We start from the raw sequence: 16,398 nt of genomic DNA on the forward strand, positions 1-16,398 counted from the left end.
CCTTTCGCGCCCTGCCTTACGCCCGAGCGGAAAGCTGCGCCAGAGGGTCTGAATCGATCAGTCCAGATTTGCGCGGGAAGTCGCGAGGATTTGACGGATCAGGCGACGGTTGATCTTGCCATTCGCGCCTTGCGGAAAATCGGGCATATGCGCCCAGATCCGGGGCTGTTTGTAGCGGGCCAGACGGGTTTCGGCATGGGCTGTCAGGGCGCTATCGTCAAGCGGGGCAGCGGCGGCATAGGCGCAGGCGATGACCGAGGTGCCGGGGCGCAGGTCCAGTTCGACGGCGGCGCAGTTCGTCAGACCGGGAAAGCCGATCATCGCGCTTTCCACCTCAAGCGGTGAGACACGAAAGCCACCCGCATTCATCATGTCATCGCCCCGGCCCAGATAGCGGATGGCGCCGTCCGCTTCCATCTGGACGGTGTCACCGGTCACGAACCAGTCGCCGGTGAACCGCGCGGCACTCGCCTCGGGATCGTTGAAATAGCCCAGAAACAGGCCCGGATCGCTGCGGTGAATGGCCAGAATGCCGGAGGTGCCACGGGGCACAGGCGTGCCCTTGTCATCCAGCACCGCAACCGTGCGTCCGGGCTGCACATGGCCTGCCAGGCCTTCGGGGGCGGGGCGGCCGGGGCTGCCGGAAATGAAGGTGGAAATTTCGGACATGCCAAGCGCCTCATGGATATCGGTGCCGGTCCGGGTCCGCCATTCGGTGCGCAGGGCCGGGGGCAGCGATTCGCCCGCTGACAGGCCATGGCGCAGCCGGGGCAGGGCGGGCAGATCAGCGCGCAGCATCTGGCGATAGACACCGGGCGCGGCGGCAAAGATCGTGGCGTCGAAGCGTTTCAGCAGGATGGGCAGTTGCGCAGGTGTCACCCCGGGGGCCGGGATCAGGGCCGTCGCCCCGGCGGTCCAGGGGTCCATCAAGCCTGTGCCCAGCGTATAGGTCCAGTTGAAGGCCCCGGCATGCATCAGACGGTCAGCCCCGGTCAGCCCATACCAGCCGTCGGTCATCAGCGCCCGCGCAAGGATCGCGCGATGGGCATGGGCCACCGCCTGCGGCCGCCCCGAAGTGCCCGAGGTGAAGACGATATAGGCCAGCCGCCCGGAATCGCCCAGGGCGAATTCGGCGGGGGGCAGATCGGCCATGGCGGCAAGGCGCGCGGCGGGCAGGACGGGGCAGGGCGGCGCATCGGGGATCGCCACGCCCTCGGCCTGCACGATCAGGCGTGGTGTCACGGTGGCGCAAAGCTTTTCCACCTCGGGCGCGGTCAGTTGCGCGGATGTCGGCACCGGGATCAGCCCCGCCGTAATGGCGGCAAGGAAGGTCACGGGAAAATCCGGGCTGTTGTCCAGCCGCAAAAGGATCCGGTCGCCGGGCGTCAGCCCTTCGGCCAGCAGGCCCGTCGCAACACCCCGCACCGCCGCGACCAGCCGCCCGTAAGACCAGCGTTCCGCCCCCGACAGCGACAGCAGTTGCAGCGCAATGCGGTCGGGCGCGGCCATGCCTGCCGCCAGCACATGGGCTGCAAGATTGAAACCCGTTTCGGGCAGGGCGGGCGGCAGGGTGGTGATGATCGAGGCGGTCATGAAAATTGCCTACCCCCCTGCGCGGAGATAGGCAATATGATGCAGCGTCAGCGGGCGGGGGCGGCGCAATGCGCGCCCGAGGCCGCCTGCCCCGACCCCAGCGCCAGAAGGGGCGGCGCGCGGAACGGGTTCAGCGGCTCACTGGCTGCAAGATCGGCGGCAACGATGCCAAGGGCACCCAGCAGAACGGCGGCAGAGATCACGGCGCGGGTCATTGGCGGGGCTCCAGTCCAAGCAGGGGGCGCAGCTTGATGCCGTAAAAGCTGCCCGCGAAGGCGGCGGCGAACCAGACCCAGCCATGCAGGCTGCCGGTCGAGACGCCCGAGAAGAAGGCCCCGACATTGCAGCCAAAGGCCAGACGTGAGGAATAGCCCAGCAAAAGCCCCGCGACCACCACCGCAGCCCAGGCCTTCAGCGGCAGTTTCGCGACCGGGGCGGACAGGCCCTGACGCCATGCAGCCACCAGAAAGGCGCCGCCAAGGATCCCGAGATTGGTCAGCGAGGTGACATCGGTCAGGATCGACGAGGCCAGACGCTCGGCATTGCCGGGGGCGGCCCAGAAAGCATTGGCCGAAACCTCCATCCCCACTGCCTGCGCGCCTTTCGCGGCCCAAAGCCCCAGCCCGTAGACCACACCCCAGGGCTGACCCGCGACGATCAGGTTCAGGATCGCCAGCACGGCAATCGCAATCGCGGCCAGCACCAGCCGCCGGGGCAGACGCGCGCTGCCGCCGGTGCCAAGGCGGATTGCCACCACGGCCACGACCGCCAGACCCGCCAGTGTGATACCCAGACCTTCCATCCCCGAAAGTGCCAGCACGGGGGCGGAACCAAGCCCCGTCCACCAGCCCAGATGCAGACTGCCCGCGAAACTGCCAAGCGCGAAGAAGACCAGCGCCAGCGCGCCGACCGCATTGCCCGACCCGGCATTGACCAGCGTGCCCGATCCGCAGCCCAGCACAACCTGCATTGCCGCGCCAAAGACAAAGGCGCCGCCGATCATCGCGAAACCGACGGGCGCATGGGCGCCGCTCAGCTCGCCAGCATTGGATTGGAGCAGCGGAAAGGCCACCAGCGCCACCAGCCCGATCGCCAGCAGTTGCGCCAGCAACCCCTGCGGTTCACGTCGCAGGATCATCGCGCGCCACGGCCCGGCAAAGCCGAAGCGGAACCCTTCCAGCGCCATGCCGAAGCCCAGCCCGATCAGCAGCAAAAGCCCGTAACGCGGCCCGGCCATCGCGGCCACGGCAAAGGCCGCAACCAGAACGCCAAGGATCAGCCCGCTGCGGGCGGCAAAGCGGCCAGCCCGGCCAGCGGAGGGGGAGGAAATATCGGTCATGTCGGGTCAGTCCTTGGAAAACGCCGCCCCCTTCTGGAACGGGGGCGGCGCGGGGTCAATCGGTCGGATGCGCCTTGCCCTGCCAGACGGGTGGGGCAGGGCAGGTGCTTGTGGATCAGAAAATGCCCTTGATCGAATACCAGATCCGCTGCATCGGGCCGGGGACATTTTCCATCGGCAGATCGGCATTGGACCATGCCACCAGACTGTCGGGATAAAGCTTCACGCCTTCGATCCCCGCCAGTTCGGACAGCGCGAACCAGTTGGTCGCGGCCCAGTGGCCGGTATTGCAGAAGGAGACCAGAGTGTCGCCCGGGGCATAGCCATTGGCCTCGGCCAGCGCGCGGGCGCCTTCGGCGTCGATCAGCGTCGGGTCCTTCGAGAACCAGCGCGAATGCGTGAAATATTCCGATTGCGGCAGGGTGCCGGGGCGGGCGGCATCGCCATGGGCCTCTTCCCCGCGCCAGAAACTTTCGGACCTTGCATCGACCAGCGTTGCCTGTTCATCGCCTTCGACAATCGCCCTGACCTCATCGGTTGTGGCCAGCCAGTCGGGAGCGAAGGTGAAGTCATCATCGGACCGCAGCGCCGAATAAGTATCGACCGTCACAGGCAGGCCTGCCGCCTCCCAAGCGCGCATGCCGCCATTCAGGATTGCGATCTCGCTGACCCCCAGCGATTTGAGCGTCCAGTAAACCCGGGCGGCAGCGCCGAAATCGGTCTCGTCCTTGCCCTGATGGACAATCACCACCGGATATTCCCGCTCGACCCCGATATTGCGCAGGGTTTCGCCCAGAACTTCCAGATCGGGCAGTCCGCCGGGATTGCTGGCCGGGCCGCGGAAAATGCCATAGGGGGCGGGAATAGCCGTGGGAACATGGCCTGCCTCATAGATCAGGCTGCCCTCGGGCGTGGTATCAGTGCGGATATCCAGAACCAGCGGTTCCACCGTCTCGATATATTCATTCAGTTCCTGCGGCGTGACCAGCGGGCCGATTTGCTGCGCCAGTGCCGGCGCTGCAAGCAATAGCGACGTCGCGGCGATGGCAAGATAGGTTTTCATGTGCTTCCCCCGGGAAAGGACCATTGTTGCGGCTTATGTGCTGGCAGATGGCAGGGTTTCAAGGCCATTCGTTCCGCTCCGCCCGCTGTAATCCCGTCCAGCCCGAAACAGAGTTTCGGCCCCTTGTGAAAAGGGCGAAATAAATTCCGGTACCGTTGAATTAGCCGAACCACGTTCTGCCAAGGCCGGGGAACGACCCCGGCATGGTTCTTATTGCATGTTTCCTGTGACGTCCTCGCGACCGGGCGACCGGCGCGGCCGCTTTACAGGTAATCGCCGACGCGCTGCGCCCCGCCCGAGATGTCGCGCCCGATCCCGTCGATCGTGTTGCAGCCCGCCAGCGCCAGCAGCGCCAGAACCACCATCGGAATGATCCGCCGTTTCATGTCCTGTTCCTTGTCCTGTTCCGTTCTGCCTCGGGAATGGCCCGTTGATCGGGCCTATTGCTCATACCACCAGACATCGGGCTGAAAGCCCGGCCAGTCGCCATAAACTGGAATCCTTTCCGGAAATTTCAACTCCTTCACATGCGCAAGCCGCCCGACTGTTGCATATGAGAACGGGATCACATAGCGCCCGGCGGTCAGGATCCGGTCCAGCGCGCGGGTGGCGGCGGTGAATTCGTCCTGCGTCTGCGCCGCCAGCATGGCCGCGATCATCGCCTCGGCGGCAGGAACATCCATGCCCATCAGGTTGCGGCTGCCGGGGGCCTTTCCCCCCTGCGCGCCCCAATACAGTATCTGTTCATTGCCCGGCGACAGCGACATCTGCCGCAGGATGGTGGTCATGTCGAAATCATAATGATCGCTGCGCTGTTTCATCTGGGCGCTGTCGACGGTGGCGATGCGGGCCGCAATGCCCAGCCGGGCCAGCGCCTCCCGATAGATCGAGGCGATGGCGATGGTTTCGGAGGCGCCGTTCGTCAGCAGGATCTCGAAGTCGAAGGGCTCACCTTCGGCATTGCGCATCCGCCCGTCCGCGCCCGGCTCCCATCCCGCCTCGGCCAGCAGGGCGATTGCCGCGCGCATGTGGCGGCGGTTCGCCTGTGTTCCGTCTGACACCGGCAGCGCATAGCCGTCGATCACTCCGGGAAGCAGATCATCGGCAAAGGGCGCCAGCAGGTCGGCCACGCGCCCCTCGGCAGGCGTGCCCTCGATCATGCCCAGTTCGGAGTTTGAGAAATAGGACCGGATGCGCGGCTGCAGCCCACCGGTCAGGGTGGTATTGATCAGCTCGAAATTGAAGGCAAGGATCAGCGCCTCCCGCACGCGCCAGTCATCAAACGGCGCGCGGCGCGTGTTCATCACCAGCCCTTCGATCCCCGAGGGGCGGCGATGCGGGATTTCGGATTGCACGACCGCGCCGGACTGCACCGCCGGGAAATCATATTGATCGCGCCAGCGCGCGGCATTGGTTTCCCGGAAGGACGTGACCGCGCCGCCCTTGAACGCCTCGAAGATCACCCCGGCATCGCCGTAGAAATCATAGCGGATCTCATCCAGATTGTGCCGCCCCCGGTTGAAGGGCAGATCGCGCCCCCACCAGTCGGGAACGCGGATGAAACTTACAAAGCGCCCGGCCTCGAAATCGCCGACCACATAGGGGCCCGATCCGATGGGCGCGCGCATCGAACTGGCCGAGATGTCGCGCCCCTCCCAATCAGCCTGTTTCAGCACCGGCCGCAGCCCCAGGATCAGCGGCAACTCCCGGTCCGGCGTGTTGAAGGTGAAGCGGATGCTGCGCGGCCCGGTGATCTCGGATTTCGCGATCTTGGCCCAGGATCCCGAATAGCGCGGATTGGGGGGGCTGCCCTCGGTCCCCAGCGCGGTGAAGGACCAAAGCACATCATCAACCGTCACCGGACTGCCATCCGAGAATCGCGCCTCGGCCCTCAGGGTGAATTCGACGAAGCTGCGCGCGGGATCTGTCTCGACCGATTCGGCCAGCAAACCGTAAAGCGTGAAGGGTTCATCCGCCGTGCGGCCCAGCAATGTCTCGACCGTCAGGGGCGATTGCGCCCAGGGCGGACGACCCCGGATCGAGAAGGGATTGAGCGAATCGAATCCCCCCGTTTCGCCCAGAACAATCCGCCCGCCCTTGGGCGCATCGGGGTTCACATAGGGCAGCGCCACAAAATCGGGTAGGAGTGCGGGATCGCCATACATAGCTATGCCATGGGCCGGTTCGCCAAGCCCGGGAATCGCTGCACAGCCCCACAGAATGACGGCCACCGCCATGCGCCGCGAGGCGAAAAAAACCTGTCTCATCCGTGCAACAATCCCGTCCGCAAGCGTTTTTTATGGCCAGACCCTAGGACTGCTTCGCTGTCAATTCAAACTTTTAACTTGGCCATCGGCGATCCTGCGCGTATAAGAGCCTTACTGCTCGATAGGTTTCTTGCCTGTATGAAACCTGCCTCAATAACTTAACGCCGGCTTCGCGCCGGCGTTTTTTTTTGCTCGCCCGGCAGGCGCTTCACAGAGATTTGCCACATCCATGGGCAGCGGCGCTTTGCCGGAGCTTTCCATGGCCCGCGCTTTCTGCGACCATTGTGCAGATGCAGAAAAATGGAGAGCGGCAATGACCCTTTCAGGCAAGACGGCAATCGTGACCGGATCGAATTCCGGCATCGGGCTGGGTGTTGCGATCGAACTGGCGCGGGCCGGGGCCAGCGTGGTCATAAATTCCTATACCGACCGCAAGGAAGACCATGCGCTGGCCGAGGAATTGCAGCGCGACCATTCCGGCACCAGCGGTGCGACGGTGCGCTATATCAAGGCCGACATGTCGGACGCCGCCGAATGCCGCGCGCTGATTGAAAAGGCCGGGGCCTGCGATATCCTTGTGAACAATGCCGGGATCCAGCATGTCGCGGTGGTTGAGGATTTTCCTGTCGACAAATGGAATGCGATCCTTGCGATCAACCTGTCCTCGGCCTTCCACACCACCGCCATGGCCCTGCCGATGATGCGCGAAAGCGGTTGGGGCCGGATCGTCAATATCGCCTCGGCCCATGGTCTGACGGCAAGCCCGTTCAAATCCGCCTATGTAGCGGCCAAGCATGGCGTGGTCGGCCTGACCAAGACGGTCGCGCTGGAAACCGCAGGGCAGGGGATCACCTGCAACGCGGTCTGCCCAGGCTATGTGCTGACCCCGTTGGTCGAGGCACAGATCCCCGACCAGATGAAAACCCACAAGATGGACCGCGAAACCGTGATCCGTGATGTCATGCTGCAGCGCCAGCCTTCGCGCCAGTTTGCGACCACGGCCCAGATCGGCGGCACGGTGGCCTTTCTCTGTTCCGCCGCTGCCGAACAGATCACCGGCACCACGATCAGCGTTGATGGCGGCTGGACGGCGCTCTGACCGCCCCCCCCCTTTCATCTTGGCAAAAATTCCTCCGCCGGAGGCTTCCTCCGGCGGGCATCGAATACAAGGGACCGCAGCAATGGCGATACGGATCAACCTCGCCCTGCAGGGCGGCGGCGCGCATGGCGCCTTTACCTGGGGCGTGCTCGACCGGCTGCTGCAGGACAAGGATATCGAGATTGCCGGGATTTCCGGCACCTCCGCCGGGGCACTGAACGGCGCGGCACTCAAGGCCGGGTGGATCGAGGGCGGGCCTGAGGGCGCGCGGCGCAGTCTCGATGCACTTTGGGCGCACGTCAGCATGGTGGGCGACATGCGGCTGATGCCCTGGATGCGGCCCGTCCTGCCCTTTGCCGCCGCCGCTGCCAGTGCGGTGACCAGCGCCTGGGAAACTGCCTTTCCCGTCTCACCCACGGGAATCGCGGCGCAGGTGGTGTCGCCCTATGCCTTTGGCGCGGCTTGGCGTCATCCGCTGGAGCCCGTCGTGCAGCGTTTTGATTTCTCGAAGGTCTGCGCCGAGGACGGGCCGCAGCTTTTCGTCAACGCCACCAATGTCCGCGATGGCCATATCGGCGTCTTTACCGGACAGAAGATCACGCCCAATGCGCTGCTGGCCTCGGGCTGCCTGCCCACGGTCTTTCAGGCGGTCGAGGAACCCGACCCGGTCAGCGGCAAGATGGAGGCCTGGTGGGATGGCGGTTACTCCGGCAATCCCGCGCTGTTTCCGCTTTACGGACACGGGCTGCCCGATGATATCGTGATTGTCGCCATCAACCCGGTGCGGCGGGAAGTCGTGCCGACAACCCCGCTGGAAATCCAGAACCGGATCAATGAGATCAGCTTCAACGCGCCCCTGCTGCGCGACCTGCGGGCCATTGCCTTCGTCAAGCGGCTGCTGCGCGCGGGCAAGCTGGAACCCGGCAGCATGAAGGATGTGGCCCTGCATCTGATCACCGATGACCGGCTGATGAATGAGCTTTCGGCAAGTTCGAAAATGCTGCCTTCGCCGTGGTTGCTGCAACGGCTGAAACGGGCAGGGCGGGCAGCGGCCAAGGGCTTTCTGACCCGGCACCGAGACACGATCGGCAAGGGCGGCAGTTTCGATCCGCGCAGCCTGCTGGACTGACGCCGCAGCAGCCCCCGGCAATCCGGCCTTAGGGCTGCATCCCGGGCGGCAGTTGCGCCTGCTGCACCGCGATGGCACCGCGGTCATTGGGATAGACCAGCCCCGCCGAAATGATCAGCTTGGCCGCATCCTCGATCTTCATGTCCAGCATCCTGACCGAGGTCGAGGGTACGAACAAAAGAAACCCCGAGGTCGGGTTCGGGGTGGTCGGCAGGAAAACCGACAGGATTTCGTCATGTTCGGGAAATTTTGCCGCGATCTCGCCCTTGGCATGGGTCGAGATGAAACCGATGGCCCAGATCCCTTCCTTGGGATATTCCACCAGACAGGCCTTTTCAAAATTCTGGTCGGTCTGGGCAAAGACCGTTTCAGCGATCTGTTTCAGCCCGTTATAGATCGACCGGACCACCGGCATCCGGTCAACCAGCCGTTCCGCCCATGCGATGAAGGACCGCCCGATCAGCCCCCGCGCGATCCAGCCCACCAGAATGGTGAAGATCAGAAAGACCACAACGCCGACGCCGCGCACGCTGTAGTCATAGTTTTCGCCCATGAAATAGCGCATCAAGGCCTCGGGCCGGTATCCTGCCGGGATGAAGGGCAGCACGAACCCGTCGATCCAGCCCGTCACCGTCCAGATCAGGTAAAGCGTCAGCGCGACCGGCAACACGACAACCAGTCCGGTCAGAAAGGAACTGCGCAGAAAGCCGATGATGCCGCGCCGTTTCGGGGTGGGGGTGTCGCTCATGTCTGACCTGCGTTTGCTGCGGTAAATCTAGGGGCAGCATGGCAGCGCCACAATGGGCAATGACCGCTCTGCGATGGGATAAAGCGGGCCTGCCGCGGCGCTGCCGGATGGGGGGCGCTGCGGTGTCAGCCCGCGCGGCGCTGTTCGGCGATCCGGGTGGCGATCGCGGCACCCAGCCGGGCATTGTTGCGCACCAGCGCGATATTGGCCGCCAGCGACCGACCCTCGGTCAGCTCAAAAATCCGGCGCAGCAGGAAGGGCGTGACGGCCTTGGCCGCGATGCCCTGCGCGCCCGCCTCGGCCAGCGCGGTCTCGATCACCGGGCCGATTTCCGCCAGCGGGATCTCGGCATCGGGCGGGATCGGATTGGCCACCAGTTGCCCCCCCGGCAGACCCAGCCGCGCCCGCATCAGATGAGTTGCCGCAATGCGGCCCGCATCATCGGCGCGCAGCGGCGCCGCCAACCCCGAGGACCGCGCCCAGAAGGCCGGGAAATCGTCCTGACCATAGGCAATGACCGGCACGCCCAGCGTTTCCAGAACTTCCAGCGTTTTCGGCAGATCGAGGATCGCCTTGGCCCCGGCCGCCACCACCGTCACCGCCGTCTGTGCCAGTTCGCGCAGATCGGCGGAAATGTCGAAACTCTGTTCCGCGCCGCGATGCACGCCGCCGATCCCGCCGGTTGCAAAGACATCAATTCCCGCCGCCTGCGCGCAGATCATGGTCGCGGCCACGGTGGTTGCCCCGGTTTCACCGCTGACAAGACAATCGGCCAGATCCGCGCGCGACAGTTTCCGCGCCCCCGGCGTCTGGCCCAGCCGGTCCAGCATATCGGGCTCCAGCCCCACGCGGATCTGCCCGCCCATCACCGCGATGGTGGCGGGCAGCGCGCCCGCGGCGCGGATATCGGCCTCGACCATCCGCGCGGTTTCGACATTCTGCGGCCATGGCATGCCATGGGTGATGATCGTGGATTCCAGCGCCACCACGGGCTGCCCTGCGGCCAGCGCCTCGGCGATCTCGGGATGGATGGTCAGGGGAAGGGTCATGAACCTTGGCTCCGCAGCAGGAAAAAGGGCAGGGGGCGGAAGGGTCAGCTTCCGATTTCCCCCGAGACGTAATCGGCGGCGACTTCAAGTGCGCGGGCAAGGGCCGCCTCACGCGGAAGGCCCGCCAGATCGGCCACCACATGGGCGGCCATGAAGGTGTCACCCGCCCCGGTCACGCGGGTCACCAGAACCTCACGCGGGCGGGCGGCAATGACGCCTGCGCCCGCGCGCCCCTCGGCGCTTTCCCGGCCGCCATCGGTGACCAGCACCCGCGCCGCGCCGCGTGCCAGCAATCCCGCCGCCGCCGTTGGCGCATCGGCAAAGCTTTCCTTGGCCAGCAGCCCCGCCTCTTCCAGATTGACATACAGCGTCGCGCGGGAATGGCGCAGCAAGGGCAGCAGCCGTTCGGCCTTGCCGGGCGAGGCAGGGGCCACGCGCAGATCGGCCCGCGCGAACAGGGGCGAGGCCGCGATCCCGGCCAAAAGCGCCTCGGTCAGATTGCCGTCCAGCGCCATGGCCCCGGCAAAGGGTGCCTCGGGCGATCCCAAGGACCCATCGGCCAAGGGGCGCAGGATCTTTTCCCCTGCCGCCTCCAACGAATGGGCATCGGCTATGGCCGAGATCAGGCCATTCGCCCCTTCGATTGCCATATAGCGGTCGGTCGGCAGATCCTCGGACAGATATAGGTGATCGGTGATCAGCCCCATCCGTGCGCAGGCCGCAACCAGTTCCGCGCCTTCGGCATCCTTGCCCACGGCAGACAGCAGCCCGACCGACAGCCCGAAGCGCCGCAGCGTCATCGCGATATTCAGCGCCACGCCGCCGGGAAGGCGCGTGATCCGCCCCGGCACATCCGAGCCAAGCCGCATCACCGCCGGGGCGCGTCCGATCACATCCCAAAGGACCGATCCGATACAAAGGATATCCGGTTTCGTCATGATATCCCTGATCGCCGAAAGTGCTGCGCCGCGCAAGCCCGTCCCCATGCATCCGCGTGCGCCTTTCATCTTGGCCGAAATACCTCGGGGGGGGGAGGGGCCAGTGGCACCGAGGGGGGCAGCGCCCCCTTTCGCCCTTGCATTCCGCGCGCCCCCGGGCTAATGGGCGCGCACTTCACAGGCGGGGTCCGGGCTGGCGGGGGAGAAATCCCTGTTCAGTCCACCGGTTGGGGCAACTGCTCCGAGATGGCTCCGCCGAGGCGCAAACCGGAAAAGGAAATTGGACATGGCGCTCCCCGAGTTCTCCATGCGTCAGCTGCTTGAAGCTGGCGTTCACTACGGCCACCAGACCGCACGCTGGAATCCCCGCATGGGCGAATACATCTATGGCGAACGCAATGGCATTCACATTGTCGACCTGACCCAGACCGTTCCGATGCTGGATCAGGCGCTGAAAGTCGTTCGCGACACGGTTGCCAAGGGTGGCCGCATCCTGTTCGTCGGCACCAAGCGTCAGGCCCAGAAGGCCGTCGCCGAAGCCGCCGAGAAATCCGCGCAGTTCTACATGAACCACCGCTGGCTGGGCGGCACGCTGACCAACTGGAAAACCGTGTCCCAGTCGATCCAGCGCCTGAAGCAGCTTGATGAGCTGCTGGCATCGGGCGCCGAGGGCCTGACCAAGAAAGAACGCCTGAACATGGAGCGCGAGCAGTCGAAACTGCAAGCCTCGCTGGGCGGCATCCGCGAAATGGGCGGCGTGCCGGATCTTCTGTTCGTGATTGATGTGGGCAAGGAAGACCTTGCGATTCTGGAAGCCAAGAAACTGGGCATCCCGGTCGTGGCCGTGGTCGATACCAACTGCTCGCCCAAGGGCATCGACTATCTGATCCCCGGAAATGACGACGCGTCGCGTGCCATCGCGCTTTACTGCGATCTGGTCAGCCGGGCCGCCCTTGACGGGATGACCGCCCAGATGGGTGCCGCTGGCATCGACATCGGTGAGATGGAACAGGCGCCCGTCGAAGAGGCTGTCGCCGAAGTCTCCGTCGAGACCGCCGAAGGCTGAGACGCCTCTGTCGTCTGACCGTTACCCGGCGGGGATAATTCCCCGCCGGGACAAACCAATTCATGAGGAGAGCCGAAATGGCAATCACCGCCCAGATGGTGAAGGAACTGCGCGAATCGACCGGCGCAGGCATGATGGATGCGAAGAAGGCCCTGACCGAGACCGATGGCGACATGGAAGCCGCCGTTGACTGGCTGCGCACCAAGGGTCTGGCCAAGGCCGCCAAAAAGGCTGACCGTGTGGCCGCCGAAGGTCTGGTCGGCGTGGCCGTCTCGGGCGGTCGCGGCGTTGCGGTCGAGGTGAACTCGGAAACCGATTTCGTCGCCAAGAATGCCGATTTCCAGAAACTCGTATCGGGCATCACCAAGGCCGCTCTTGGCGCGTCGGATATCGAGGCGCTGAAGACGACTGATCTGGACGGCAAGTCGGTGGCCGATACCGTGACCTCGGCAATCATGGTGATCGGTGAGAACATGACCCTGCGCCGCATGGCCTCGGTCGAGGGCGAAACCGTCGCCTCCTATGTCCATAACGCCGCCGCTGACGGCATGGGCAAGATCGGCGTTCTGGTGGCCGTGACCGGTTCGGATGCCGCGATCGCCAAGCAGATCGCCATGCATATCGCCGCGACCTCGCCCATGGCGCTGTCCGAGGCCGATCTCGACCCGGTGGTGGTGGAACGCGAACTGGCCGTCCAGACCCAGAAGGCGATGGAAGAAAACGCGACCTCGGCCAAGCCGAAGCCCGAAGCGGTTATTCAGAACAACATCATTCCGGGCCGGATGAAGAAGTTCCTGGAAGAAAATACCCTGATGGGCCAGAAATTCGTGATGAACCCCGATATCACCGTGGCGCAGGCTGCCAAGGATGCGGGCGTCGAGGTCACGGCTTTCGTGCGTGTCGCCGTGGGCGAAGGCATCGAGAAGAAGGAAGAGGACTTCGCCGCCGAGGTGGCCAAGACCCTCGCGGGCTGATCTGCGGGAGGGCAGGGCGGGGAAATCCTTGCCCTGCCCTCCGCGCGACAATGCATCCGCAGGAATTCGACCGGAAACAGGAAAACGGCGCGACCCCTCCGGGTGCGCCGTTTTCTGCACTCACGCCTCTGATCGCCGGTCTGTTGCCGACAGATCGAAACCGATACCATTACCTTACGAATTAACCCTGTGACCGGACAGAGGGCGTCGCTGGGGTTCGACGAAAGGCAGGGGCACGGTCGAAATTGCGACCGTCCCTGATCCCGCCCGGTTCCCCTGGCCAAGCCACCACTCATGGAACGGCGCCTTATTGGCGGATAAGTTGCCGTCGGGTAAGTCCGGAATCCCTTACCTCTCCGTTTTCTCGACCCCGGCGCGGGCCGCTGCAAGGGGCGGGGATGTGGCGGGCGCCCCGGCAGGAACTCCGACAGGCGTTCTGGCGGGATCTTCGCCCCCTGACCGGTCGGGAACGACGCGTGTGAAGATCATGTTCAGAAGCGTGCCCTTGGCCACGGCCTGTGCGGTGGTTCCGACATTCAGTGCCGCCCGCGCCAGCCGCAGATGCTTTTCCACCATGGCCGCCGAAATGCCCATCAGCAGCGCGATATCCTGCGTGGTCTTGCCATCGGCGACCCATTCCAGCGCTTCGCGCTGCCGGTCGGTCAGACGCCGCAGCGCATAGGCCGGGGGCAGGGAAGCGATGCGGAAATGCAGCATATGCGATATCGCTTCGATCTCGGCCCCATGCTGGGCCAGAATTCTGTCCACATCGTCATGGTCCAGCCCCGGATCGGCAATCAGCCCGAGCGCTGCCTTCACGCGCCGGTTCTGCGTCGGAAAGCTGATCGTCAGCCCGGCCCGGACCTGCAGCGACAGGTTCAGCCGCACCGCCTCGGTCTCACCGGGGGACAGGTGGCCCGCCGCGTAATCCTCTTCGACCCAGCGCCATGTCGTGAGACCGGTATTGTAGACCAACCAGCGGAAAATCGGGGTGCGGGAGAAGTGCCCGCCCTTGAAGTAGAATCTCATATATTCAGGCGAAGCCGTTGAAAGATATATGGCATCGTCCGGATCGCCAACCGACCAGTCCAACCGGAACCGGGTCAGGCCATAATTGACCCGCGCGAAGCCCAGTTCGGCAAAGCGGGGGGTGGCTGCGGCCCATGCCTCATCCAGCGTGGCGGAATTGGCGATGTCGTTCAGGCGGGTCAGAGGCAAGGCATGCTCGGCAAATCAGGCTTTCCGGAAGGGGCGGTGCGACAGGATTGCGCTTCCTGTCTTTGCGTAAGCCTGTTTGATATCCGCTGTCGAGTCCCTTTGCCGCGCAAGCCGCCCGCATGTCAGTCGGGCAGGGGGGCGCGCTGAGTTTCACGCCGGCAGGCGGCCAGCGTCCGGGCGGTCAGGTCAGGGGCAAGGGCGCGCATCGCATCATATTGCGTCAGGAAAACCCGCCCCGACATCGCCTCCAGAAAGGAACTGCGGCGCAGCCGGTCCATCACCGGCCCCTTGACCTCGGACAGATGCAGCGTGACGCCGCCATCGGCCAGCATCCGGTTGATGGTTTCCAGGCTTTCCAGCGCCGAGGCATCGACCTCATTCACCGCCGGGCACATCAGCACCAGATGGCGCAGGGCCGGGTTGCGGGCGATGCGGTCCTGCACGAAATCCTCAAGGAACCGGGCATTGGGGAAATAAAGGCTTTCATCGACGCGCACGGTCAGGACATCGGGCGCGGTGATGACGGCATGGCGGTCGACATTGCGGAAATGTTCGGTCCCCGGCACTTGGCCCACCACCGCAACATGCGGGCGCGACGTGCGGTAAAGATGCAGGAACAGGGACAGCGCGACCCCGGCCACGATCCCCGGTTCAACCCCGAAGGCCAGCGTAACAAACAGGGTGGCCGCCATCGCCGCCCCATCGGCGCGGCTATAGGCAAAGACCCGCCGCAGCGCCCCCGGATCCACCAGTGTCAGCACCGCGACGATGATCGTTGCCGCCAGCGTGGCCTTGGGCAGAAAGAACAGCAAAGGGGTCAGAAACATCACCGCCAGCGCCATGCCAAGCGCGGTAAAGGCCCCGGCGGCAGGCGTCTGCGCGCCCGCGTCGAAATTCACCACTGATCGGGCGAAACCACCCGTCACCGGAAAGCCACCCGACAGGGCCGAGCCAATATTGCAGGCCCCCAAAGCGACAAGTTCCTGATCGGGGTCGATGCGTTGACGCCGCCGCGCGGCAAGGGTCTGGGCGACGGAAACCGTTTCGACATAGCCGACAATCGAGATCATCAGCGCGGGCACAAGGATGGCGCGCCAAAGATCAGGATCCAGCGGCGGCAGTTGCGGCCGGGGCAGGCCCCTGGGCACATCGCCCACAATCGCCACGCCCGATTGCGCAAGGCCAAACCCCCAGACCGCAAGGGTCGTCACCGCGACCGCGGCCACCGGGGCTGCCCGGGTCAGGATGGTGGCAGGAAGGTCGGACATGCCCTTGTGAAGAAGCCATTTTTTCAGATTTCCGCGTGACCAGAACAGAAATCCCGTCGCAGAAATCCCGATCATCAGGGTGAACGGGTTGATCCCGTCAAGACCGGTCAGAACATTGCCGATAAGTTCCAGCAGGTTATGACCCGATGCTGAGATGCCCAACAGATGCGGAACCTGTCCCGCCGCGATCAGGATGCCCGAGGCGGTAATGAACCCCGAAATGACCGGATGGCTGAGGAAATTCGCAATGAAACCAAGGCGCAGGACACCCATCGCCAGCAACATCACCCCGGAAAGCAAGGCCAGCGCCAAGGCCGCGCCCAGATATTCGGCACTGCCTTCCTGCGCCAGTTGCCCGACCGCCGCCGCCGTCATCAGCGAGACGACGGCCACCGGGCCAACGGCCAGCGTCCGCGATGTTCCGAAAACCGCATAAAGGAGCAAGGGCGCGATGGAGGCATAGAGCCCGATCTCGGGCGGCAGACCGGCCAGCAATGCATAGGCAAGGCTTTGCGGGATCAGCATGATCGTCACGATCACGGCCGCCACCAGATCCGCCATCAGCGTTTCGCGCCCATAGCCGCGCGACCAGTCTAGAATGGGAAAATAACGGCGCATTGGGTGGCTCCGGAAACGGGTTATGCGCC

Annotated in this window: 15 protein-coding genes; 4 read left to right on the forward strand and 11 right to left on the reverse strand. The window is 64.7% G+C overall.

Features of this window, described 5'->3' with window-relative positions; translation table 11 throughout:
• Positions 1–57: 57 nt before the first annotated feature.
• From JL811_RS08355 to JL811_RS08380, 6 genes are all read right to left on the reverse strand, one after another.
• Positions 58–1,593 carry a class I adenylate-forming enzyme family protein gene (locus JL811_RS08355; RefSeq protein ID WP_202688055.1) on the reverse strand — a complete coding sequence of 512 codons (1,536 nt, stop codon included), beginning with the start codon at positions 1,591–1,593 and terminating at the stop codon, positions 58–60.
• A gap of 47 nt (positions 1,594–1,640) precedes the next feature.
• The gene (locus tag JL811_RS08360) at positions 1,641–1,808 is read right to left on the reverse strand and encodes a hypothetical protein (RefSeq protein ID WP_202688056.1); all 168 of its coding nucleotides are present in this window, start codon (positions 1,806–1,808) and stop codon (positions 1,641–1,643) included.
• Positions 1,805–2,932 carry a YeeE/YedE family protein gene (locus JL811_RS08365; protein ID WP_202688057.1) on the reverse strand — a complete coding sequence of 376 codons (1,128 nt, stop codon included), beginning with the start codon at positions 2,930–2,932 and terminating at the stop codon, positions 1,805–1,807. Before JL811_RS08365 ends, JL811_RS08360 begins: the two co-directional genes overlap by 4 nt.
• 115 nt (positions 2,933–3,047) lie before the next feature.
• The gene (locus JL811_RS08370) at positions 3,048–3,995 is read right to left on the reverse strand and encodes a sulfurtransferase (RefSeq protein ID WP_202688058.1); all 948 of its coding nucleotides are present in this window, start codon (positions 3,993–3,995) and stop codon (positions 3,048–3,050) included.
• Positions 3,996–4,258: 263 nt separating this feature from the next.
• Positions 4,259–4,381 carry an entericidin gene (locus tag JL811_RS08375; protein ID WP_202688059.1) on the reverse strand — a complete coding sequence of 41 codons (123 nt, stop codon included), beginning with the start codon at positions 4,379–4,381 and terminating at the stop codon, positions 4,259–4,261.
• A gap of 54 nt (positions 4,382–4,435) precedes the next feature.
• On the reverse strand, positions 4,436–6,262 hold the full coding sequence (locus JL811_RS08380) for an extracellular solute-binding protein (RefSeq protein ID WP_202688060.1): 1,827 nt from the start codon (positions 6,260–6,262) through the stop codon (positions 4,436–4,438).
• Between the two features lie 313 nt (positions 6,263–6,575).
• Between JL811_RS08380 and JL811_RS08385 the strand changes: the two genes are divergently transcribed.
• Positions 6,576–7,361: a 3-hydroxybutyrate dehydrogenase gene (locus JL811_RS08385; protein WP_202688061.1), complete on the forward strand. Its 786-nt coding sequence runs from the start codon at positions 6,576–6,578 to the stop codon at positions 7,359–7,361.
• Between the two features lie 82 nt (positions 7,362–7,443).
• On the forward strand, positions 7,444–8,490 hold the full coding sequence (locus JL811_RS08390; RefSeq protein ID WP_202688062.1) for a patatin-like phospholipase family protein: 1,047 nt from the start codon (positions 7,444–7,446) through the stop codon (positions 8,488–8,490).
• A gap of 28 nt (positions 8,491–8,518) precedes the next feature.
• Here JL811_RS08390 and JL811_RS08395 read toward each other — a convergent pair whose 3' ends face one another.
• The 3 genes from JL811_RS08395 to JL811_RS08405 all read right to left on the reverse strand — a co-directional run bounded on the left by JL811_RS08395 (position 8,519) and on the right by JL811_RS08405 (position 11,225).
• Positions 8,519–9,238 (reverse strand): DUF502 domain-containing protein, encoded by a 720-nt coding sequence (locus JL811_RS08395; protein ID WP_202688063.1) that lies wholly within the window; start codon positions 9,236–9,238, stop codon positions 8,519–8,521.
• 125 nt (positions 9,239–9,363) lie between these two features.
• Complete coding sequence (locus JL811_RS08400; protein WP_202688064.1) at positions 9,364–10,287, reverse strand: pseudouridine-5'-phosphate glycosidase; 924 nt, start codon at positions 10,285–10,287, stop codon at positions 9,364–9,366.
• Positions 10,288–10,331: 44 nt separating this feature from the next.
• Complete coding sequence (locus JL811_RS08405; protein WP_202688065.1) at positions 10,332–11,225, reverse strand: PfkB family carbohydrate kinase; 894 nt, start codon at positions 11,223–11,225, stop codon at positions 10,332–10,334.
• A 286-nt stretch (positions 11,226–11,511) separates the two neighbouring features.
• On the opposite strand from JL811_RS08405, the gene rpsB reads away from it, so the two are divergent.
• Both rpsB and tsf read left to right on the forward strand, forming a co-directional pair.
• On the forward strand, positions 11,512–12,291 hold the full coding sequence (rpsB, locus tag JL811_RS08410) for a 30S ribosomal protein S2 (protein WP_202688066.1): 780 nt from the start codon (positions 11,512–11,514) through the stop codon (positions 12,289–12,291).
• Positions 12,292–12,368: 77 nt separating this feature from the next.
• Positions 12,369–13,265 (forward strand): translation elongation factor Ts, encoded by an 897-nt coding sequence (gene tsf / locus JL811_RS08415; RefSeq protein ID WP_202688067.1) that lies wholly within the window; start codon positions 12,369–12,371, stop codon positions 13,263–13,265.
• Between the two features lie 348 nt (positions 13,266–13,613).
• Here the strand turns inward: tsf and JL811_RS08420 are convergent, their stop codons facing one another.
• Entirely contained in the window at positions 13,614–14,483 is an 870-nt protein-coding gene (locus JL811_RS08420) for a helix-turn-helix transcriptional regulator (RefSeq protein WP_202688068.1), read from the reverse strand.
• A gap of 122 nt (positions 14,484–14,605) precedes the next feature.
• The gene (locus tag JL811_RS08425) at positions 14,606–16,369 is read right to left on the reverse strand and encodes a SulP family inorganic anion transporter (protein WP_202688070.1); all 1,764 of its coding nucleotides are present in this window, start codon (positions 16,367–16,369) and stop codon (positions 14,606–14,608) included.
• Positions 16,370–16,398 lie beyond the last annotated feature (29 nt).

It is taken from the genome of Szabonella alba (assembly GCF_016765775.1).
Classification (GTDB): Bacteria; Pseudomonadota; Alphaproteobacteria; order Rhodobacterales; family Rhodobacteraceae; genus Szabonella; species Szabonella alba.